This window comes from Paenibacillus profundus (assembly GCF_021369635.1).
Classification (GTDB): domain Bacteria; phylum Bacillota; class Bacilli; order Paenibacillales; family Paenibacillaceae; genus Paenibacillus_B; species Paenibacillus_B profundus.
The window spans coordinates 326,687-346,407 of the sequence record NZ_JAJNBZ010000003.1 but is presented as its reverse complement, the minus strand read 5'-3'; the positions used below and the strand labels follow the sequence as shown (position 1 = coordinate 346,407).

Here is a 19,721-nt window from a genome sequence, read left to right as displayed (position 1 = left end):
GTTTTGTATCTCCTTCTGAGTTGAAGTTTTATAGCGATATTCTTACCTTTCATTATCAAACGATGCGCACTGTTTTGGCAAGCGATGCGGTCACGTCCCAGATAGATCGCGATGTGCAACCGAATTCACAGGAATAGCAAAAATATGGTATGATAGGTTCATCTTTGAAGGGGATGTGAACGTTGCCGTGAGTAAGATAATTGGGTTCAGCATGCTGTGGTGGCTGTTAGGCAATCCGTTTTTGGCCGTTATCGTATTGCTTCTCCTTATCTATATTATTGACCGGCAGTTTATCGGTCTTTCACCGAGCATGATTAAGCCTTTGAAACGGATGAACCGTATTTCGAAGCTGAAGCAACAGCTGCACACGAATCCGCATGACATCTCGGCTAAGCAAGAACTGGCGCGCTTGCTCATGGAGCGGAAGAACTACCGTGAAGCCCGCCACCTGCTGGAGCCGCTGCAGGAGTCAATGGACCATTCGGCTGAATACTGGGATGACCTCGGCACCAGCTACATTCATACGGGAGACCCCGAGAGGGGAGACGCGGCGATTCGCACCGCGTTGGCAATCAATCCGCGCGTCAAATACGGTGAGCCTTACCTGCGGCTGGCCGCGATGTATTCGCAGTCAGATAAGAACAAGGCAATAGAAGTGCTGCAATCATTCCAGCATATCCAATCTTCTTCCTGCGAAGCCTATTATCGTCTAGGATTATTATACGAGCAGATCGGGAAGCAAGAGGAAGCGAAGAACGCATGGGAGGAAGCGATTCACATCTACCGAGCGCTGCCGCGCTATAAGAAGCGTCATGAGCGCAAATGGATGATGAAGTGTCGCTTCAAGAGAGGAATTGCGTAACGGCACGTGAGATGAAGGGAAATCAGGTCTTCATTTCCGAATGGGAATGCAGGACCTTTTTTGTTCGCAAGATAACTACATGAGAAGCATCATCGCCTGCATGACCATGGCGAGTTCGGAAGACAGTTCCTTGCGAAGCGGGGTCATACAAGCTGACAATGAATGAATGTATAATCAACAGTCGTTTTGCATAGGTGGGGGGACTATGCTACACTGTGATTCATATAGAGATGTGCTTGTTCAAAAGGGGACTTTTGGAACAACCTCTAGGAGGAGATTGTATGGACGAGAATAATCTAGAACATGACTGTTGTGCAGTCTCTAATGATCGCAAGAGCCACCACTCTGAGAAGACGAAGAAGAATTTAATTACCCGTCTCAACCGAATCGAGGGGCAAATACGCGGCGTCAAAGGACTGATTGAGAAGGACACGTATTGCGACGATGTGTTGAATCAGATTTCTTCGATTCAAGCGGCCTTGAACGGTGTGGGCAAGCTGCTGCTGGAGCATCATATGAAGAGCTGCGTGATCGAACGCATCCAAGAGGGCGATCACGAAGTGATTGATGAAATATTGACGACAATGAACAAATTAATGAAATGAAAGTTGCAGGGATTCGAGAGAATCCCATTTTCTATGCATGATGAAATAGGGTGGGTACCTACTGTATAAAGTTGTTGACTGATATAGGGTAGAGGGGTATACTAAAAACGAGGAGGTGAACTTCTTCCGGTCGCTAGCGGTTGCGGCAAGCCGCATGATACTCAGGGTGCGAATGCGGCACACTAGAAGAACGAACGCTGTACGTATTGATGAGGGTTAACAATTCAATGAAATGATATATAAAAGGAGATTTGAATAAGATGCAAACTGTGACGTTGAACGTAGAAGGAATGAACTGCGGACACTGCGTAAGCTCCGTTGAAAATGCGATGAAGCAATTGGGTGCGAGCGGAAAAGTGGATTTGGCGGCAGGTAAAGTAACGGTAGAGTACGATGAGAGCCAGCTGACGCTGGATGCGATTAAAGAAGCAATCGAAGATCAGGGCTACGACATCGTGTAATGACAAGCCGTCCGACGCAAGGGCGGCTTTCTTTTCAGAACGAACGCGAGGCTAAGAAGCAGGTGAGGTGTTATTTTATGGACGCAACTGGTAAGGGAACAAAGCAAACCTCTTTACAAATTTCAGGCATGACCTGTGCAGCTTGCGCAAATCGGATCGAGAAAGGGTTAAATAAAATCGAGGGCGTTGCGGAAGCGAATGTGAATTTTGCCATGGAACGGGCGACGGTCACGTATGATCCAGGCAAGACTGATGCTGGACGAATGGAAGAAGCGATTCAGAAGCTTGGTTATGATACCGTGAAGGATACGGTCGATTTGCAGCTTGGCGGCATGACGTGTGCGGCTTGCGCAACTCGAATCGAGAAGACGCTCAACAAGATCCCTGGCGTTGCTTCAGCCACAGTTAACTTTACAATGGAAACGGCTCGTGTGGAATACAATCCAGCGGACTTGTCGGTTCAAGATATGCAGCAGCGGGTAGAGAAGCTTGGCTATACGGCAGTGCCGAAGCAGGATCAGGGAGAGCCAGCGGAGCACCGCAAGCAGGAAGTGACGCGCCAGAAGCGCAAGCTGATTGCATCTGCGATTCTATCATTCCCGCTTCTATGGTCGATGGTCAGCCACTTTTCCTTCACGTCATGGATATGGCTGCCTGAATTGTTCATGAATCCGTGGTTCCAACTGGCGTTGTCCACACCGGTCCAATTCTATATCGGGAAGCAATTCTATGTCGGAGCGTACAAGGCGCTCAGCAACAAGAGCGCCAACATGGACGTGTTGGTTGCGCTGGGGACTTCGGCGGCTTACTTCTACAGCCTCTATCTGACCATTCAATGGGCTGTGCAAGGCGCTAACGGACACCATGGTCCGGAAATGTATTACGAGACTAGTGCCGTGCTCATTACTCTTGTCATCCTCGGCAAACTGTTCGAATCGCTTGCCAAAGGCCGCACCTCTGAAGCGATTAAGAAGCTGATGGGATTGCAGGCCAAGACGGCTCTGGTCGTCCGCGACGGACAGGAGCTGACCATTCCGGTGGAGGAGGTCCTTGCCGGAGATGTCGTGCTGGTGAAGCCGGGCGAAAAGATTCCAGTGGATGGAGAAGTGCTGGAAGGAACATCTTCTGTCGATGAATCGATGTTGACGGGAGAAAGTATTCCTGTCGATAAAAATGCCGGGGACCAAGTCATCGGTGCGACGATTAATAAAAACGGCAGATTGAAAATTCGCGCGACCAAGGTCGGGAGGGAAACTGCCTTGGCGCAAATCATCAAAGTCGTGGAAGAAGCGCAAGGCTCGAAAGCCCCGATTCAGCGGGTCGCCGACGTTATTTCCGGCATCTTCGTTCCGATTGTGGTCGGTATTGCGCTCATCTCTTTCTTTGTATGGTATTTCGCGGTAGCTCCCGGCAACTTCGCAGGTGCGCTTGAAATCGCGATTGCCGTACTGGTTATCGCATGTCCATGTGCTCTCGGCCTGGCTACGCCGACTTCAATTATGGCCGGTTCGGGTCGCGCTGCCGAGTGGGGCATTCTGTTCAAGGGCGGAGAGCATCTCGAATCTACGCACAAAATTGAAGCAATTATACTTGATAAGACCGGTACAATTACGAAAGGCAAGCCGGAACTGACAGATGTTGTTGCTGAGGGCATCGATGAAGCCGCGTTCCTGCGCTTGGTCGGTTCTGCCGAGAAAGATTCGGAGCATCCGCTGGCGGAGGCGATCGTGAGCGGGATAGTGAACAAAGGGATTGCATTGACGGCAACGGATGAATTTGAAGCAATGCCAGGGTACGGGATACGCGCTGTCGTGGAAGGCAAAGAAGTTCTTGCCGGTACACGCAAGCTGATGGGCAGATACGATGTACAAGCGCAGCATGCGTTCGAACGCATGTCCCGACTGGAGCAAGACGGCAAGACGGCCATGCTAATTGCGGTCGATCGACAATACGCGGGCATCGTTGCCGTCGCCGATACGATTAAGGACACTTCGAAAACAGCAGTTGCGCGTCTGAAGCAAATGGGGATCGAAGTCATCATGATTACCGGGGACAACGAACGCACAGCCCAGGCAATCGCGTCTCAGGCTGGCATCGAGCATGTGTTGGCTGAAGTGCTGCCGGAAGGCAAAGCGGCGGAAGTGAAGAAGCTGCAGGCGCAAGGCAAGAAAGTAGCGATGGTCGGCGATGGCATCAACGACGCGCCGGCGCTGGCGATGGCGGATATCGGGATGGCCATCGGCACCGGAACCGACGTCGCAATGGAAGCGGCTGATGTGACGCTGATGCGCGGCGACCTGAACAGCATCCCTGATGCGATTTACATGAGCCGCAAGACGATGAGCAACATTCGTCAGAACTTATTTTGGGCGCTTGCCTACAATTCAATCGGCATTCCGATTGCCGCGCTTGGACTGCTGGCTCCATGGATTGCGGGCACGGCCATGGCGCTCAGCTCGGTATCTGTCGTGCTGAATGCACTGCGGCTGCAGCGGGTGAAGCTGTAATACGTCGTTATCGGGGGCGAACCGAAAGGGATTAAAAGCCTCTCTCGCGCAATTGTTCATGTCGGATGTTGCGACCGGATGACGATAAATAAGCTTCAAGAGGAAGTATGGAACATACAAAGTGTCCCTATAAAGTTATGCCAAGTCTTACGAAGTCTCGTAATGTGCCGCTGCCGTTACGGGGCTTTTTCTTTTTTTCACAATTTCCAAAAATAACTATTGAAAACGTTTTATAAAGATAATAATATATTATCAAGATAATAATTTATTATAAGAAATGCATCTAGTTACCGTATCCCCTTGTAGTTCGACTTATATAGTCATTATTAAACATTATCTTTTAATTGGTTACATACAGGAAGGAGGGCTCTTATGGAACAACTTGCGGCACACCCCAATCGGGTTCTATTGCAATCTTACTTCCCTATGGCCTCATTTATCGCTTCGATTATCGGTCCGAAATGTGAAGTGGTCGTGCATGATATTAGCGACCCGGAGCATTCCATCATTTTTATAGAGAACGGCCACATCAGCGGCCGCAAAGTGGGAGACGGATCCACCGACCTTGTATTGAAGTTGTTGAAGGGCGGGGCCTATAGGGAACAGCAGTTCATCACGAACTACAAAGCGCGGGGTTCCCATGGCCAAGCGTTCCGCTCGTCTACCTATTTCATTAAAAATGATGGGGAAGAGCTCGTCGGACTGATGTGCTTGAACATCGACATCTCTCATCTGGATGTGGCGGCGGAATGGATTCAGCATGTGCTTCTTGGAGGCTCTCTCTCTGCGCCTGCGGAGCTGAATGCCCCAGAGGAAAATCCGGCGGCGGAATATTTGCAAGGCAACGTCGATGACCTGCTTCATGACATGATTACGTCGGTGTTGGGGAAAGTGAGCGTGCCGCCGGAACGTCTGTCTTCCAAGGAGAAAATGGATATCGTGAAGGAATTGAATGAGCTGGGAGTGTTCCTGATGAAGGGTGGCGTGTCCCAAGTAGCTAAGGCGCTGTCCATTTCCGAACCTACCGTCTATCGGTATTTGCAGAAGTTAAAATAAATACACCACGAGATGAAACGAAAGGAAGGTGGCGGTAATGGCTGTGAATCCAGCAATTTTTGATGAAATCGTCAGCCGCTTCGGCACGAATTGCGCCAAATGGGATGGAATGGCGGAGACGATGGGCAAGGACATGCTTGCCCTGTCGGTTGCTGATATGGACTTGCGTACACCGCAAGCGGTAATTGACAAAATGGCGGAGATGGCACAGCACGGCATTTACGGATATACCGATCCGTTCGCGCCATATTATCAGGCCGTTCAGCGATGGGTTGATAGCGCTTACGGCTGGAGCGTGCCCGAGGAGTGGATCGTCTTTTGCCCGCGCATCGTACAGGCGGTATCTCTCGTCGTGCAGCAGTTCACAGAGAAGGGCGACCGGATCTTAATCCATACGCCTGCATATCAACCGATTGCGAAAACGGTTACGTTAAATGAGCGCCTGCTGGTGGAAAGCCCGCTCCTCCGCGAGCAAGGGAAGTATGTCATCGACTTCGAGGACATGGAACAGCGGATGCGGGAAGGGGTCAAGCTTGTGCTGTTATGTTCTCCCCATAATCCAATCGGACGGGTGTGGACTCGTGAAGAGCTGGAGCGTATTGCGGAGCTGTGCTGCCGCTACGATGCGCTCATCGTGTCCGACGATATTCACGCTGACTTCATCCACGAAGGGCATGAGCATACGATTATCGCCAAGCTGTCGGAGGAGGTTGCACAGCGCTCGATCATCTGCACCTCTCCGGGGAAGACGTTCAATCTGGCCAGTCTTGAAATTGCGAACATCATCATTCCGAATGAACGATTGCGAGATCACTTCAAGATGAGCTTGCAGCAGGCGGGAATTCACAATCCAACCTTCTTTGCCATACCGGCATTGGAGGTGGCCTACACTGAATGTGACGACTGGCTCATTTCTGTAAGGGGTTACATTGACGATAATATCGCGTTTGCGAGATCGTTCTTCGCCGAGCATTTTCCAGAGCTGATCATCGACAAGCCAGAAGGAACTTATCTTCTGTGGGTGGATTGTACAGCGCTAAGCGCTAAGGAAGAGGAAATGAAGCGCTGGCTCGAGCAAGAGGCCCGAGTCAACGTAAGCTGGGGTACTTCCTTCGGTCCGGGCGGGGAAGGATTTATCCGCTTGAATGTCGCCACCCCGCGCGCCTTGCTTGCCGAAGCACTGAACCGTATGAAACGAACGTATCCGCTTCGCAAAGTGTAAGCAAGACAGATTCTAACATCTATTACATCCCAGGGGGAGTACTCACATGGCTAAACAACAGACGGGAAGTTTGAAACGGCAGCCGACGTTATTTTTAGCTTTACTTCCAGTGATCACGATGGTTATTCTGCTTAGCTTAGGGTATGTGTTGTTCGAGCTTCCGCCGGAGCCGCTCATTATTATTTCAGCGGTGGTTGCAGGCATCATCGCAATCAAGCTTGGATACAGCTACAATGATGTGTTGGATTCGATCTCGCACAAAATTGCCAAGACGATGCCGGCCATGCTTATTTTGATTACGGTCGGACTTATGATCGGCGCATGGATGATTGGCGGTACGATCCCGATGATGATTTATTACGGTTTGAAAATCATCGATCCCCAGTTCCTGCTCGTGACAGCCTTCCTGGTCACTTCGGTCGTGTCCGTATGTACAGGCACCTCATGGGGCTCGGCGGGAACGATTGGCGTGGCGTTCATGGGAGTAGGAGCTGGAATGGACGCCAATCTGGCCGCAGTCGCCGGTGCGGTCGTCGCCGGTGCTTACTTCGGGGACAAGCTGTCTCCGCTATCCGATACGACGAACATTGCTGCGCTGTCCACTGGCGTGAATCTGTATGAGCATATCGGTCATTTGCTCTATACGACGCTTCCTTCCTTCGTCGTTGCAGGAATTGTGTATGTCATTACCGGTCTGAACACGAATGCGGAAGGTGTGGAAATTCCGGAGAAGGTCGGCACGATTATGAGCACGCTCGACACGATATACGACTGGAATTTGCTGCTCGTCGTCCCTGTGCTCATTATTTTATATGGTTCAATAGGGAAAAAGCCGACGATTCCGGTTATGCTCATCTCGTCCATGTTCGCGATGGCGAACGGAATGATATTTCAAGGATTTTCGCTGCACGATGTGGTGGCATCCGTTGTGAACGGATTTAATATCTCAATGGTTACCCTTCCTGGCTTCGATGCTTCCGCGGTTATCGCCGATATTCCGCGTTTGCTGAACCGCGGCGGCATGAATTCCATGATGGGAACGCTGCTCATCTGCTTCTGTGCGATATCGTTCGCCGGAGCGATTTCTGTAACGAAGTCACTCGAATTAATCGTCAACAAGCTGCTGAAGCTGGTTCATTCCACAGGGTCGCTGATTGTAGCGACCATCATCACCGGATTGACGATGATTGGGGTAACGAGCAACGGCCAAGTCTCTATCCTGATGCCAGGGGAAATGCTGCGCGAGGCGTATATCCGCCGCGGCTTGCATCCGAAGAACCTCGGACGTACCGTAGAGGATTCCGCTGCGATAACCGAACCGATTCTGCCGTGGACTGCGGCCGGGGCTTACATGGCTGGCACGCTAGGCGTAGCGACGCTCGACTATTTGCCATGGGCGGTCCTATGCTGGACAGGCATCATCTTCGCGACGATCTGGGGCTTCACTGGCTTCGGTATTGCCAAGCTGACGCCAGAACAGCAGGCGGAGATGTTGAAGGAGTACCAATCTGACGAAGAGCAATCTCACAATTCGTCGGTCTCTGGCGGAGCAGGCAAGACGGTATCTTTGTAACAGCCGCAACGCCACAAATTCAAGAAGGAGTTGGTTGAAATGCATGAAGCTGCAATCCCCGCGGAACATCCCGCAACACACCAGATTAACACAACGCTTGCACCGGGAGCGATCGGCCCTTACTCTCAAGCGGTCCGGTACGGACAGCTGCTGTTTACTTCCGGCCAGTTGGGCATGGATGCTTCGACAGGAGCGTTTCCACCGACCGTGGAGGAGCAGACGGCGCTTTCGCTTAACAACGTGAAGGCTATTGTGGAAGCGGCGGGTTCCGGTATGGAACATGTCATCAAGACGACGGTGTTCTTGAAGAATATGAATGATTTTCAGAAGGTGAATGGAGTATATGCCTCATACTTCACCGAGCCGTATCCAGCACGAAGCGCCGTAGAAGTAGCGCGTCTGCCGAAGGACGGGCTTGTTGAGATTGAAGTGATTGCTGTCATCCCATAACGTCAGACCTATAGAGCATCCCTCGGGCGATAATTATCGCTGCGGGGGATGTTTTTTATGTATCGAACGGAATGCGTCGAAATTTGCAACATTTGCAAGAAGGGTTCGGTCTATAGAAGAGAGAAGCATTAAAGAAGAAAAAGAAGCGCTCAAGTCAAATGTACATCCACTAAGAGAGGAGCAGAAGTGAAATGAGAAAATGGTTAGTCGCCGCACTCTGTCTGTCCTTATGGTTCGGATTCGTCGGAACAGCGGCACAATCAGCGCAAGCGGCCTCGTCGAAGAGCGACGTGAAGGTGTATTTGAACGGGTACGATATATCGGAATGGAAATGGGAAAACAACTATATTATGGTTCCTCTTTTTGCATTCGACGATTATAGCTACTTTGATAAGCAGGACAAAAAAGACAAGCAGGATATTACGTACAATTGGGATGCGAAGAACAAGACGGTCTGGGTGTATCCCGCTGACAAAACGAAGACAGTAAAGCTGGTGGCTGACGAAGCGCACGCTTCGGTGAACGGGAAACAAGTGAATCTGGACGCGCCGGTACGCATTATCGATGGGCATACGTATGTGCCGCTGCGCTTCATTAGTGAAGCATTGGGAGGCAAAGTGGTGTGGAACGAAGCGAAGAAGACAGCCGTCATCCGCACGCCCGAGCGGGTGAAGCGGGATGAGGTTATTCGAACCGGAAGCTTGGAGGATGCGCGCAAGGAAGTGCTTCGTTTACCAACCGTATATCCGAATCGGGAGCTGCTGCCGCGTGCTGAAGGATTTGCGGTAAGCATTCAGTTTCCTGAAGGGGAGGCGCTGCGCTATTATTACAGCGTCAAAGACATTATGAGCTATGTCGTTATTAATAGCGATGGCTTGGCCGAAGTGATATGGCAAGGACGTATGGGCAGCAACTCCGATAAATTTATCGAAGAGTTCGGCAAGAAGCCGGAGCAAGAAGACAGGGCGGTCTACTTCAGCCATTCGTTCCCGGTCCAGGATGCAGTAACCTACGGCAAGATCGGCGGGGATGGCAGCACTACGCAGTTGGGCAAGTTCGAAGTGACAAAATCACTGCGCTCTCACGCGGATGCGATTACAGCGATACCGGGCGAGAAACGGACGGATGGCGAACAGATAGATAACAAGGCATAAGGGAGGTCCTGTAAGTAATGAATTTACGCAATAAGCGGGCCATATGGTGGTTCGTGTTGACGCTGCTTTGGATGGCGTTTATTTTCTACAAATCGTCGGAGCCCTACACACACCAGGATCTCCGGCCTACGCTGGCGTCATGGCTGCCGATGGACTTGGTGGAGCGTTGGATTCCGCAGATGGAGTTCTATTATGACGGCGGTCTTGTCACGTGGACGAAGCCGTATGATTTTGTGGAATTTTTCATTCGCAAGACGGCACATGTCGCGGAGTACGCGCTGCTCGCTTTTTTGTCGATAAAATTAGCTCTGGCGCTGCGTCTGCAGCGAGCAGGGGGCATTGTGCTCGGGGCGCTGTTCACCTTGCTCTATGCGATGTCCGACGAATGGCATCAGAGCTTCGTCCCCGGTCGGACCGGACACGCCATCGATGTCGGCGTTGACAGCATTGGCATCCTGCTCGTCATCTTCGGCTTCGTTCTGGCAGGCGCGCTCGGCAGGCGTAAAAGGCGTTCGCGATACTGATAGACGGCAGCAGCCACTGGTGTACACGGACTGCCGTCTATAGATGCCAGCGTTCGAAAACAAGACACGAAAGAACGATATGTGAACCTGAATCTGCGCACCTATAAGGCAGAAGGGGAAGGCCGGCTCTCTCTTCTCTCATCCTAGATTGGATAACGTACAATGAAACAGCACGTAAATTTCTTAATGGCGGGTTCCATTGGAATTTATCCAATGTTTTGACATTCATTCCGCAGCAATCACTGAAAAACAGCCGAATCCACTGGACTAAATACAGTCCAAATGACGTTTAGCCGCATCCTTCCTACATTTTACTGTACATTTTCCAATAGATGCTGCGAACATCCTATCCTTGCCTTGGAAGATGACAAAATCGCTAAGGAATGGACGTACCGAACGTTATATGAAGGCCACTCAACCGGAATAAAAAGCTAAAGCGGATGTCCGCTATCCATGGCAAATGAAGACAGGATAGCGGGCATCCGCATGTTGTTATTGCATATAGCGGCTACAGCCGAATCTCTGCCATGCCGCGCATGTAAGGGCGAAGCGCCTCGGGAATGCGGATCGAGCCATCCGCCTGCTGATGGTTCTCAAGCAGCGGAATGAGGATGCGCGGCGTGGCGACCGCCGTATTGTTCAAGGTATGGCAATACTGCAGCTGGCCCTCCGCGTCGCGGTAGCGGATGTTCATGCGCCGTGCTTGGAAGTCATGCAGGTTCGACGCCGAGTGGGTCTCGCCATAAGCCTCGCGGCTAGGCATCCATGTCTCGATGTCGTACTGCTTGAACGTCTTCTGCGACATGTCGCCGGTGCAGACAGCCACGACGCGATAAGGAAGCTCCAGCGCCTGCAGGATGCTTTCGGCATGGCCGACCATCTCTTCCAGCAGGCGGTTAGACACCGCAGCATCGTTCGGGGCGAGAATGACCTGCTCCACCTTGGCGAATTGATGCACGCGGTACAAGCCGCGCACGTCCCGTCCTGCCGAACCGACCTCGCGGCGGAAGCAGGCCGACACGCCGGCGAGCCGGATCGGCTCACTCATATCGACGATCTCGTCGCCATAATAGGAGACGAGGCTCACCTCCGAGGTGCCTACAAGCCATAGCTGCTCCTCAGGAATGGCGTAGCATTGGTCCTCGCCGAGCGGGAAGAAGCCCGTGCCGATGAGGGCATCCCGGCGCGCCATCAACGGCACATCCATAATGGTGAAGCCGCGATCCATCAGCATGTCGATCGCGAATTGCTGCACGGCGCGATGCAGCAGGAGCCCAGCATTTTTCAAATAATAGCTCCGTGCGCCGCCCACCTTCACGCCACGCGGGATATCGAACAGGTCGAGCCGTTCACCTAATTCCACATGGTCGAGCAGAGGGAAGTCGAACGTGCGGGGTTCTCCGAATCGCCGTACTTCGACATTGTCCGCATCAGTAAGGCCGACGGGCGAATCATCCGAAGGAAGATTGGGCACCAGCAGCAGGAGCCGGCGGTATTGCCGTTCGGCCTCCTCCAATTCCTGCTCTGACCGGCCAAGCTCTTCGTTCAGCCGGCGGACCTGCTCCTTTAACCGCTCGGCTGGCTCCTTGTCCCCTGCGCGCATATGCACAGCGACCTGCCCCGAAGCGGTGTTGCGTTCCTGACGCATCGCTTCCGTAATTTGCAGCAAGTCTCTTCGCTTCGCATCCCATGATAGGAGCTCCTGCACATCGAAAGCCATGCCCTTTAGCTGGGCCGCCCTCTGTACCTGTTCCGCATTCATTCGTATCCATTTCATGTCCAACATCGTTCATCGTCTCCTTCACCGTTCGCATAACCGAAAATAAACAGAAAGCGCCCCTCATCCGATTGGGACGAGGAGCGCAAGCTCGCGGTGCCACCCAACTTGATCCACGGCGCATATGCGCGATGGATCCTCTTGGTTCCGCGGTAACGGGCGGTGCCGGTTAGCTTAGGAGCATCGGAATGCCGATGCCTTAACGAGAACGCCTCTGAGTTGGATGCTCATCATCGGCTTAATGACTATATCTGATTGTACATATAATGAGTGGTTGCAATTTGACCTTTAAACAACTTTAATTATATGACATCCTTCCCGGAAGTCAACGTTTTATTCATGAACTTCCGCATTCGCTTGCCGCAGCAGTGCCAGGAGAGAATGAAGGTCCTGCAGCAGTTTATCGGGAGCGTCGGTCAGCTTGCATACCTGCCCAGCCAATTGCTGAGGGATGCACTTTGCCTCGTCCTTCATGGCCCAGCCTTTATCCGTGAGCGTAATAATGACTTTGCGCTCGTCCTCTGGATCGCGCATCCGCTCTAGCAACCCTTGCTGCTCCATGCGCTTCAGCATCGGCGTTAATGTGCCGGAATCGAGATACAACCGGGCGCCCAATGACTTGACCGTCATTCCATCCCGCTCCCACAACGCCAGCAGCGTCAAATATTGCGGATACGTAATGTCCAGCCGCTCCAGCAGCGGACGGTACAGCTTCGTCATCTCCCGCGATGCGGCATAAACGGCGAAGCATAACTGATTATCCAGCTTTAGCAAGCTATCGTTATCGTTCGCTTCGTGAGCTTCAGACTGTGTTGACATCGTAAGCAACTCCTCGTTACACCTTACAGCAAGGCCGTAATTTCGTCTTCCATTTTGGCAGGATTCGTCTGCGGCGCGCAGCGTTTCACGACCTGACCGGATCGGTCCACGAGGAACTTGGTGAAGTTCCATTTGACGTCGCTGCCGAGCAGTCCTTTTTTCTCCGAAATCAAATGTGTAAAGAGCGGCTCCGCTTCCGGCCCTTTCACGTCCACCTTGGCAAACATCGGGAAGTTGACACCATAGTTCAATTGGCAAAATTCCATTGTTTCACCGATGTCGTCAAACTCCTGCTTGTTGAATTGATCGCACGGAAATCCGAGGATGACCAAGCCACGCTCTTTATACTTATCATACAATTGCTGCAGCTCTGTGAATTGGGGCGTAAAGCCGCATTTGCTTGCCGTATTGACGACCAGAATGACCTGACCTTCATAGTCTCGCAAAGATTTCATGTCACCGCTTGGCGTCTTGACTGAGAAATCATAAACCGTTGTCATCATTGTTCGCTCCTTTGCATTCACATACTCAATGATATTTGCAATCGCTTAATTCTATTATTATTTATACCATCAATTTTAATTTCAGTCAATTAAATTGTGCACAATTTAATTGACTAGTTCCCGCCTCTGACCGAGAATGAACGGTAAGTCTTTCGGATAACCTAACGCTATTCCTAGGATGATTAGAGGTGTAAAGTGATGAAGAAAGTTACAATGATGCTGCTGGCAGTCGTTCTTGTCCTTGGACTAACCGCATGCGGTTCAAAGACCAATACAGATAAAGAACAGTCCCAAAAGGAGAATCAAGGTCAAACGCAAGGGCAGACCCCGGGCCAAACTACAACTAATGTTGATGTTGAAGCTGTATATAAGCAGAACTGTCTTGCTTGTCATGCATCTGATCTCAGCGGACAGGTCGGACCGAATTTACAGAAAGTAGGGGCTAAAAGAACGCCGGAAGAAATTTCGAACATCATTCACAACGGCGGCAATGGGATGACGGCATTTAAGGGCGTGCTGAGCGAAGATGAAATCAAGGCGCTCACAGATTGGCTGGCGGCTAAGAAGTAACAAGATCGATTCATAGCAGCTATAGTGCAAGCATGAGGCGGGGCAGGAGCTCTGCCTTTTTTGTGCATAGTTTCCGATATGGCGGAAATAGTAAGTTTACCAACATGAAAGAGAAGAATTGGATGCAAGACGAGGAGGAGTACTGTGCCAGAACATAAAGAAAACCAGCCTCGAAGCGGCTCCCGGCGCAATTTCTTGAAAGTGTCAGGTGCAGCGCTTGGGGGTGTCGTCGTCGGCGGGGTCGTAGGGGCGGTTCTCAACAATTCGCTCACTAAGCCGAAGGAACAGCCACCTGCGGCAACTCCGGAGGAGCAGCCTCCAGCAGCGGATTTCAATCAGGCGCTCATGTATTTCAATCAGGAGCAGTTCCGCATTACGGAAGCGGCTGTCGAGCGGATTTTCCCTAAGGACGAGCTCGGGCCTGGAGCGATTGAACTTGGTGCTGCCTATTATATCGACCATCAGCTGGCGAACCAATGGGGCATTAATGCGCGGGATTATATGATGGGTCCGTTTTTCAAAGGGGAAATGACGCAAGGTGAGTATCCGAGCATTAAGCGGCACGAATTGTTCTCGATGGGGCTCGATGCATTGAAGGGCTTCAGTATGAAAAAATACAATAAGCCGTTCACCGAACTGGCGGACAACGAAAAGGATGAAGTGCTGAAATCGTTCGAGGCCGGTAAGGATGTGATCTTGTCGAACGGCGATACGACCGCTTCCTTCTTCAAAATGCTGCGCTCCTTGACGCTGGAAGGCGCTTATTCCGATCCATTGTATGGCGGCAACAAAAATATGTTGGGCTGGAAGATGCGGAACTACCCGGGCAATCAGATGAGCTACCTGAACATTATCGATAAGCCGGATTTCGTCAAGATCGAACCGAAAAGCTTGCACGAACATATGACTCATTAAGTAAGGGGAACGGACTGCGTATGGCTACGAAACTACCTAGAGTACCTGTCGTTATTGTCGGTATGGGTTGGGCTGGTGGCATCATCGCCGCTGAGCTTACGAAAGCAGGCATAAAAGTCGTCGGCCTCGAGCGGGGCAAGAGCAGGCAGACCTCGGACTACTATATGGTCCATGACGAGGTGCGCTATGCACAGCGTTATGACTTAATGCAGGACCTGTCCAAGGAAACCGTTACATTTCGGAATACAGAGAAGGTGCGTGCCCTCCCGATGCGCACTCACGGATCGTTCCTGCTCAGCGAAGGATTGGGCGGCGCAGGCATCCACTGGAATGGCCAATCGTTCCGCTTTCTGCCCTATGATTTTGAGATATATTCCAAGACGGTGGAACGGTACGGGAAAAATAAGATTCCGGCAGGCATGACCATTCAGGATTGGGGAATTACATACAACGAATTGGAGCCGTACTTCGACAAGTACGAAAAAATGGCGGGTATCTCTGGCGAACCGGAGCAAAATCCAATGGTAGGCAAACGGTCGAATCCGTTCCCGACACCGGCGATGAAGAAAACACCGGCCATTACACTGTTCGAGGATGCTTCCAAAAAGCTCGGGTTCCATCCCTATATGATGCCATCCGCGAACTTGTCCGCGAATTATACGAATCCGGATGGCATCGCGCGGGCGGCCTGCCAATATTGCGCGTTTTGCGAACGCTTCGGTTGCGAGTACGGCGCGAAGGCAGATCCGGTCGTTACCGTTATACCGGTGGCCGAGAAGACGGGCAACCTTGAGATCCGAACCTATGCTAACGTCACGAGATTGCTGCATAACGGCAGCAAAGCGACGGGCGTCATCTATATCAACCCGATGACACGGGAAGAATTCGAACAGCCGGCCGACGTTGTCATTTTGGCCAGCTATGTGTTCAATAACATCAGATTACTGCTTCATTCCAAGCTGGGCAAGCCATACAACCCTGCAGACGGAACGGGGATTATCGGCAAAAACTATGCCTACCAAGTGCAAGGCGGAAGCGCTGTTGGTTTCTACGACGATAAGGAGTTCAATTTATATGCGGGCGCGGGCGCGCTGGGCAGCGAAATCGACGATTTCAACGGGGACAACTTCGATCATGCCGATCTCAACTTCATTCACGGTGCCGGCATACGCTTGTCCCAAACCGGATTGCGCCCGATAGCGAACAATTCCGTACCGAAGGGTACGCCGACATGGGGCAAGGAATTTAAACAAGCGTCCATCAAGTATGCGAACCGGGTGCTGACGATAGCTCCGCAGGGCGCCAGTATGCCATGGAGACACCACTATGTGGATTTGGACCCTACCTATAAGGACGCCTACGGTATCCCCCTCGTGCGGATTACGTATGATTTCGAGGATCAGGACCGTGAGCTTGTGAAATTTATGTCGGAGAAAACAAAGCAAATTATGCAGGAAATGAAACCAACCACCATCGGATCGAGCAGCCAGCTGGCCGCCTACAATATCGTGCCGTACCAATCGACGCACAATACGGGCGGAGTCATTATGGGAGCGGACAAGGCTACATCAGCGATCAACAACTACTTGCAGATGTGGGATGCCGATAACGTGTTCGTCGTCGGGGCCTCGGCCTTTGCCCACAATAGCGGCTACAATCCGACGGGGACCGTGGGGGCGCTCGCTTACCGAGCGGCTGAAGGTGTTTTGAAGTATGTGAAAGAGGGAGGGCCTTTGGTATAGAGGTTCTTCTCCCCTGAATGCATATGACGACAGGAGAGTGACATGATGAACAGCCAGGAAGAGTTAATCGTTCATCTTACCGAGCTCCGGAAGCGATTGATTTTGTTCTTCATTTGGTTCGTGCTAGCGCTCTGCGCAGGGTTATATTTGTCTCCACACATTTTGCTGCTGTTAAAATCGCGGCCGCTTCTCGTCCGAATCGAATGGAACGTATTCTCCTTTACCGACGGGTTGTTCATTTATATGAAATGCGCGTTTTTGTTTTCAGTACTAATTTCGCTGCCAGTACTGTTTTATCAGATTTGGGCTTTTGTGCGGCCCGGTCTGACGGACGAGGAGGCGCGGGTGACCTTGGCTTATGTGCCGGCTTCGTTTCTTCTATTCTTCATCGGCATTTCATTCAGCTATTTCGTCGTATTTCCGATGATGCTTCAGTTTCTGATGAAAATGAACCAGAGCATCGGCGCGATGGAAACGTATGGGATCGACCGGTACTTTTCGTTTATGTTCAATGTCGTGTTCCCGCTTGGCGTCGCGTTCGAGATGCCGATCGTCATCCTGTTTCTGACCCGGCTCGGGCTGTTGACCCCGGAGAAGCTAAGAAGCATAAGGAAGCATGCCTATTTGGGATTGGCCATCATCGGCTCATGCATTTCCCCACCGGATTTCGTGTCGCATTTATCAGTAGTCGTGCCGTTAATCATCTTGTTTGAATGCAGCGTCGTCATTTCGAGCTTGTACTATCGCAGGCTGACGGCTTTGCCTACCAACAGTTAACGAATGGAGGAAGTTCACATGTTCAACAATATTGGCGTCTCGGGTTTGATTATTATTCTGCTCATCGCCCTGGTCATATTCGGGCCAGCGAAGCTGCCTCAACTTGGCCGCGCATTCGGGGATACGCTGCGCGAATTCCGCAACTCGACAAGAGGTATGGTGGATGACGTGAAGGATGAAGCGGACAAAGAGAACATCGAAGATCTGAAAAAGCTCATTTAACTCTGTAAATGGTATTATCCCCTTGAAGTAGACATTCAAAAATACCTTGTGCCATCATAAGGCGCAAGAAAGCTTGGAGGGGATTTTCGTATTAAGAGGTCAACCAGAGATTTCTGGCTGACCTCTTTTTAGCAATTGTCAGATATTTTGGGCATAACGCTCGTTCGGCGTTTTCGTCAGGACCACATAAAGGCTGGAGATGGTATCTGCCCCGTTGCGATAAGAGAAACTCTCATCTCCAGTGATATGCATGATATCTCCTTCGACTACTGCTGTTTCCGCCCCATTGCTGGTTACGGTCCCCTTCCCGTCAAGAACCAGAATATATACGTTGGCGCCCGGATGATTATGTGTCGGCAGCTCGGCTCCCGGACTAAAATTCAAAATGAAAATAACATTTTCCGCTTCCTTGTGAATAATGCGTTTCGTAAATTTGTTCTCCTGATATTCTTGAAACCGGGCAAGGTTACTCTTTTGCATTAGATATCACTCTCCTGTTAGGTTGTTATTTATTTTCCTGTTCGCCTGTTCTTAACTGCTGAATGATTGAATTAATTTCTATTATATTGGACTTCTGCTTACAGTTTGTGATTCCAGTCACATAAGCCGCAATTAGTCACAGCCCGGCTTAGGAACCATTTTGTTATTTTCGGAAATTTGATTTCAATCCTCTTTCTTTTCGGCAAATAGGCATAGAATCTGGGTGTCGTTACAAATGATCCGCAGGAGGTTATTCTAATGCTAACGGAATGTAAGCTGTCCAAAGATATTTACTGGGTGGGAAAGATTGATAGTCGCGAGGTTCCCTTTCATCGTCTTACGTTAACAAAAGGTACAACCTATAATTCGTATTTGCTCAAAACTGGCAAACCAACGGTGATTGATACGGTAGATATGGAGTTCGGAAGAGAGTACGCTGAAAAAATAGCCGAAATGATAGATCCGCTGGATATCCAATATATTGTCATTAACCATACCGAACCCGATCACTCAGGCGGTCTGGCGGCGCTGGCTTCCAAAGCAACCAATGCCACGATTGTCTGCACGGAAATCGCTGTACCGGAAATTCAACAAATGTACAAGCTTCAGCACCGCAATTATCTTGTGGTCAAAGATGGCGATCAGCTTGATATTGGAGGCAAGACGCTTCTCTTCAAAGAAACTCCTTATCTGCATACGGAAGAAACAATGATTACTTACTGTATAGAGGATAAAACATTGTTTCCATGCGACATTTTCAGCACCCATGTAGCCGTGGAGCATTTGTTTGCAGATGAAGCGGGATATGATATCACCGAGGATTTTACCGGATATTACCAAGCAATTATCCATCCGCACAGAAGATATGTACGGACACTGATGGAAGCCATCCGGGATTTGGAGATCGACATCATTGCCCCTTCCCATGGCTTTATACTACGGCGTGACATTGCCAAGTACATCAGCTTGTATGATGAGTTCAGCACCGAAACAAAGGACAACAAGAAAGTAACGATTGTATATGCAACGCTTAAAAATAACACCAAAAAAAAGGCCCATATCCTGAGGGATTGTTTTGTGGAAAACAATATCAGCGTGGATCTGTGGGACGTGGACAAGGCTGACGAGACTGAGATATTAAGCAGCATCGGGGCTGCGGACGCCGTCTTTATCGGCAGCTCGACTAAATATGCGGATATGACCGGTAAATTGGAGACCCTTTTGCAGAAGATGCAGAAGATGGACCTGGAAGGGAAGCTTGCAGCAGCCTTCGGCTCTTACGGTTGGAGCGGCGAAGCCATTGAAGTCGTTCAGGATTATTTGAATAAGACGAACATGACCGTGCAAAGCACCTCTAACGTAATCAAGTCAACCGGAATGACGCATGTAGAGTTCCCTGTGCGTGTGCGCTTCTCACCAAAGGAAGAAGAAAAAATCAAAAAAATCAGAAATGCTGCCGAATTCATCTCAGACCTGCTGCTTAGCGCGGTTTAACGAGATCA

General features: G+C 50.7%; 20 protein-coding genes. 16 read left to right on the top strand and 4 right to left on the bottom strand.

Translation table 11 applies throughout. The features are described from left to right. The first annotated feature begins 187 nt into the window (after positions 1–187). The 10 genes from LQV63_RS06830 (at position 188) to LQV63_RS06785 (ending at position 10,414) form a co-directional block, all read left to right on the top strand. Positions 188–862, top strand: coding sequence for a tetratricopeptide repeat protein (locus LQV63_RS06830; RefSeq protein WP_019423492.1), 675 nt, complete (start codon positions 188–190; stop codon positions 860–862). Between the two features lie 281 nt (positions 863–1,143). Further along, positions 1,144–1,467 carry a metal-sensitive transcriptional regulator gene (locus LQV63_RS06825; protein ID WP_019423493.1) on the top strand — a complete coding sequence of 108 codons (324 nt, stop codon included), beginning with the start codon at positions 1,144–1,146 and terminating at the stop codon, positions 1,465–1,467. A 260-nt stretch (positions 1,468–1,727) separates the two neighbouring features. Further along, positions 1,728–1,928, top strand: coding sequence for a copper ion binding protein (locus LQV63_RS06820; protein WP_019423494.1), 201 nt, complete (start codon positions 1,728–1,730; stop codon positions 1,926–1,928). A gap of 77 nt (positions 1,929–2,005) precedes the next feature. Further along, positions 2,006–4,435, top strand: coding sequence for a heavy metal translocating P-type ATPase (locus LQV63_RS06815; RefSeq protein WP_233696127.1), 2,430 nt, complete (start codon positions 2,006–2,008; stop codon positions 4,433–4,435). A gap of 372 nt (positions 4,436–4,807) precedes the next feature. Beyond that, entirely contained in the window at positions 4,808–5,491 is a 684-nt protein-coding gene (locus tag LQV63_RS06810; protein WP_019423496.1) for a helix-turn-helix transcriptional regulator, read from the top strand. 37 nt (positions 5,492–5,528) lie between these two features. Beyond that, on the top strand, positions 5,529–6,713 hold the full coding sequence (locus tag LQV63_RS06805) for a MalY/PatB family protein (protein ID WP_233696126.1): 1,185 nt from the start codon (positions 5,529–5,531) through the stop codon (positions 6,711–6,713). 46 nt (positions 6,714–6,759) lie between these two features. Further along, positions 6,760–8,286, top strand: coding sequence for a Na+/H+ antiporter NhaC (gene nhaC, locus LQV63_RS06800; protein WP_019423498.1), 1,527 nt, complete (start codon positions 6,760–6,762; stop codon positions 8,284–8,286). Positions 8,287–8,325: 39 nt separating this feature from the next. Continuing rightward, on the top strand, positions 8,326–8,736 hold the full coding sequence (locus LQV63_RS06795; RefSeq protein ID WP_019423499.1) for a RidA family protein: 411 nt from the start codon (positions 8,326–8,328) through the stop codon (positions 8,734–8,736). A 191-nt stretch (positions 8,737–8,927) separates the two neighbouring features. Further along, positions 8,928–9,890 (top strand): copper amine oxidase N-terminal domain-containing protein, encoded by a 963-nt coding sequence (locus LQV63_RS06790; RefSeq protein ID WP_019423500.1) that lies wholly within the window; start codon positions 8,928–8,930, stop codon positions 9,888–9,890. 17 nt (positions 9,891–9,907) lie between these two features. Next, positions 9,908–10,414: a VanZ family protein gene (locus LQV63_RS06785; protein ID WP_233696125.1), complete on the top strand. Its 507-nt coding sequence runs from the start codon at positions 9,908–9,910 to the stop codon at positions 10,412–10,414. Positions 10,415–10,922: 508 nt separating this feature from the next. Here the strand turns inward: LQV63_RS06785 and serS are convergent. The 3 genes from serS to LQV63_RS06770 form a co-directional block, all read right to left on the bottom strand. Then, on the bottom strand, positions 10,923–12,200 hold the full coding sequence (serS, locus tag LQV63_RS06780) for a serine--tRNA ligase (protein WP_233696124.1): 1,278 nt from the start codon (positions 12,198–12,200) through the stop codon (positions 10,923–10,925). A 324-nt stretch (positions 12,201–12,524) separates the two neighbouring features. Beyond that, positions 12,525–13,010 carry a MarR family winged helix-turn-helix transcriptional regulator gene (locus LQV63_RS06775; RefSeq protein ID WP_233696123.1) on the bottom strand — a complete coding sequence of 162 codons (486 nt, stop codon included), beginning with the start codon at positions 13,008–13,010 and terminating at the stop codon, positions 12,525–12,527. A gap of 23 nt (positions 13,011–13,033) precedes the next feature. Further along, entirely contained in the window at positions 13,034–13,510 is a 477-nt protein-coding gene (locus tag LQV63_RS06770; protein WP_019423504.1) for a glutathione peroxidase, read from the bottom strand. A 201-nt stretch (positions 13,511–13,711) separates the two neighbouring features. Here LQV63_RS06770 and LQV63_RS06765 point away from each other — a divergent pair, with 201 nt between their 5' ends. The 5 genes from LQV63_RS06765 (at position 13,712) to LQV63_RS06745 (ending at position 17,739) form a co-directional block, all read left to right on the top strand. Further along, positions 13,712–14,083 (top strand): c-type cytochrome, encoded by a 372-nt coding sequence (locus LQV63_RS06765; protein WP_019423505.1) that lies wholly within the window; start codon positions 13,712–13,714, stop codon positions 14,081–14,083. Positions 14,084–14,227: 144 nt separating this feature from the next. Then, positions 14,228–14,998, top strand: coding sequence for a gluconate 2-dehydrogenase subunit 3 family protein (locus tag LQV63_RS06760; protein WP_019423506.1), 771 nt, complete (start codon positions 14,228–14,230; stop codon positions 14,996–14,998). A gap of 20 nt (positions 14,999–15,018) precedes the next feature. After that, complete coding sequence (locus tag LQV63_RS06755) at positions 15,019–16,740, top strand: GMC family oxidoreductase (protein WP_233696122.1); 1,722 nt, start codon at positions 15,019–15,021, stop codon at positions 16,738–16,740. Between the two features lie 45 nt (positions 16,741–16,785). Beyond that, positions 16,786–17,517 (top strand): twin-arginine translocase subunit TatC, encoded by a 732-nt coding sequence (tatC, locus tag LQV63_RS06750; RefSeq protein WP_233696213.1) that lies wholly within the window; start codon positions 16,786–16,788, stop codon positions 17,515–17,517. Positions 17,518–17,535: 18 nt separating this feature from the next. Further along, complete coding sequence (locus tag LQV63_RS06745; protein ID WP_019423509.1) at positions 17,536–17,739, top strand: twin-arginine translocase TatA/TatE family subunit; 204 nt, start codon at positions 17,536–17,538, stop codon at positions 17,737–17,739. 138 nt (positions 17,740–17,877) lie between these two features. Here the strand turns inward: LQV63_RS06745 and LQV63_RS06740 are convergent, their stop codons facing one another. After that, a complete protein-coding gene (locus tag LQV63_RS06740) occupies positions 17,878–18,219 on the bottom strand; it encodes a cupin domain-containing protein (RefSeq protein ID WP_233696121.1) in 342 nt (113 codons plus the stop codon). 258 nt (positions 18,220–18,477) lie between these two features. On the opposite strand from LQV63_RS06740, the gene LQV63_RS06735 reads away from it, so the two are divergent. Then, positions 18,478–19,713: an FprA family A-type flavoprotein gene (locus LQV63_RS06735; RefSeq protein ID WP_233696120.1), complete on the top strand. Its 1,236-nt coding sequence runs from the start codon at positions 18,478–18,480 to the stop codon at positions 19,711–19,713. Positions 19,714–19,721: the final 8 nt, after the last annotated feature.

Bases quoted from the DNA above. Each gene is read 5' to 3' on its own strand.
- LQV63_RS06825 (WP_019423493.1), top strand. From the start codon at position 1,144: ATGGACGAGAATAATCTAGAACATGACTGTTGTGCAGTCTCTAATGAT.
- LQV63_RS06820 (WP_019423494.1), top strand. From the start codon at position 1,728: ATGCAAACTGTGACGTTGAACGTAGAAGGAATGAACTGCGGACACTGC.
- LQV63_RS06815 (WP_233696127.1), top strand. From the start codon at position 2,006: ATGGACGCAACTGGTAAGGGAACAAAGCAAACCTCTTTACAAATTTCA.
- LQV63_RS06810 (WP_019423496.1), top strand. From the start codon at position 4,808: ATGGAACAACTTGCGGCACACCCCAATCGGGTTCTATTGCAATCTTAC.
- LQV63_RS06805 (WP_233696126.1), top strand. From the start codon at position 5,529: ATGGCTGTGAATCCAGCAATTTTTGATGAAATCGTCAGCCGCTTCGGC.
- nhaC (WP_019423498.1), top strand. From the start codon at position 6,760: ATGGCTAAACAACAGACGGGAAGTTTGAAACGGCAGCCGACGTTATTT.
- LQV63_RS06795 (WP_019423499.1), top strand. From the start codon at position 8,326: ATGCATGAAGCTGCAATCCCCGCGGAACATCCCGCAACACACCAGATT.
- LQV63_RS06790 (WP_019423500.1), top strand. From the start codon at position 8,928: ATGAGAAAATGGTTAGTCGCCGCACTCTGTCTGTCCTTATGGTTCGGA.
- LQV63_RS06785 (WP_233696125.1), top strand. From the start codon at position 9,908: ATGAATTTACGCAATAAGCGGGCCATATGGTGGTTCGTGTTGACGCTG.
- serS (WP_233696124.1), bottom strand. From the start codon at position 12,200: ATGTTGGACATGAAATGGATACGAATGAATGCGGAACAGGTACAGAGG.
- LQV63_RS06775 (WP_233696123.1), bottom strand. From the start codon at position 13,010: ATGTCAACACAGTCTGAAGCTCACGAAGCGAACGATAACGATAGCTTG.
- LQV63_RS06770 (WP_019423504.1), bottom strand. From the start codon at position 13,510: ATGACAACGGTTTATGATTTCTCAGTCAAGACGCCAAGCGGTGACATG.
- LQV63_RS06765 (WP_019423505.1), top strand. From the start codon at position 13,712: ATGAAGAAAGTTACAATGATGCTGCTGGCAGTCGTTCTTGTCCTTGGA.
- LQV63_RS06755 (WP_233696122.1), top strand. From the start codon at position 15,019: ATGGCTACGAAACTACCTAGAGTACCTGTCGTTATTGTCGGTATGGGT.
- tatC (WP_233696213.1), top strand. From the start codon at position 16,786: ATGAACAGCCAGGAAGAGTTAATCGTTCATCTTACCGAGCTCCGGAAG.
- LQV63_RS06745 (WP_019423509.1), top strand. From the start codon at position 17,536: ATGTTCAACAATATTGGCGTCTCGGGTTTGATTATTATTCTGCTCATC.
- LQV63_RS06740 (WP_233696121.1), bottom strand. From the start codon at position 18,219: ATGCAAAAGAGTAACCTTGCCCGGTTTCAAGAATATCAGGAGAACAAA.
- LQV63_RS06735 (WP_233696120.1), top strand. From the start codon at position 18,478: ATGCTAACGGAATGTAAGCTGTCCAAAGATATTTACTGGGTGGGAAAG.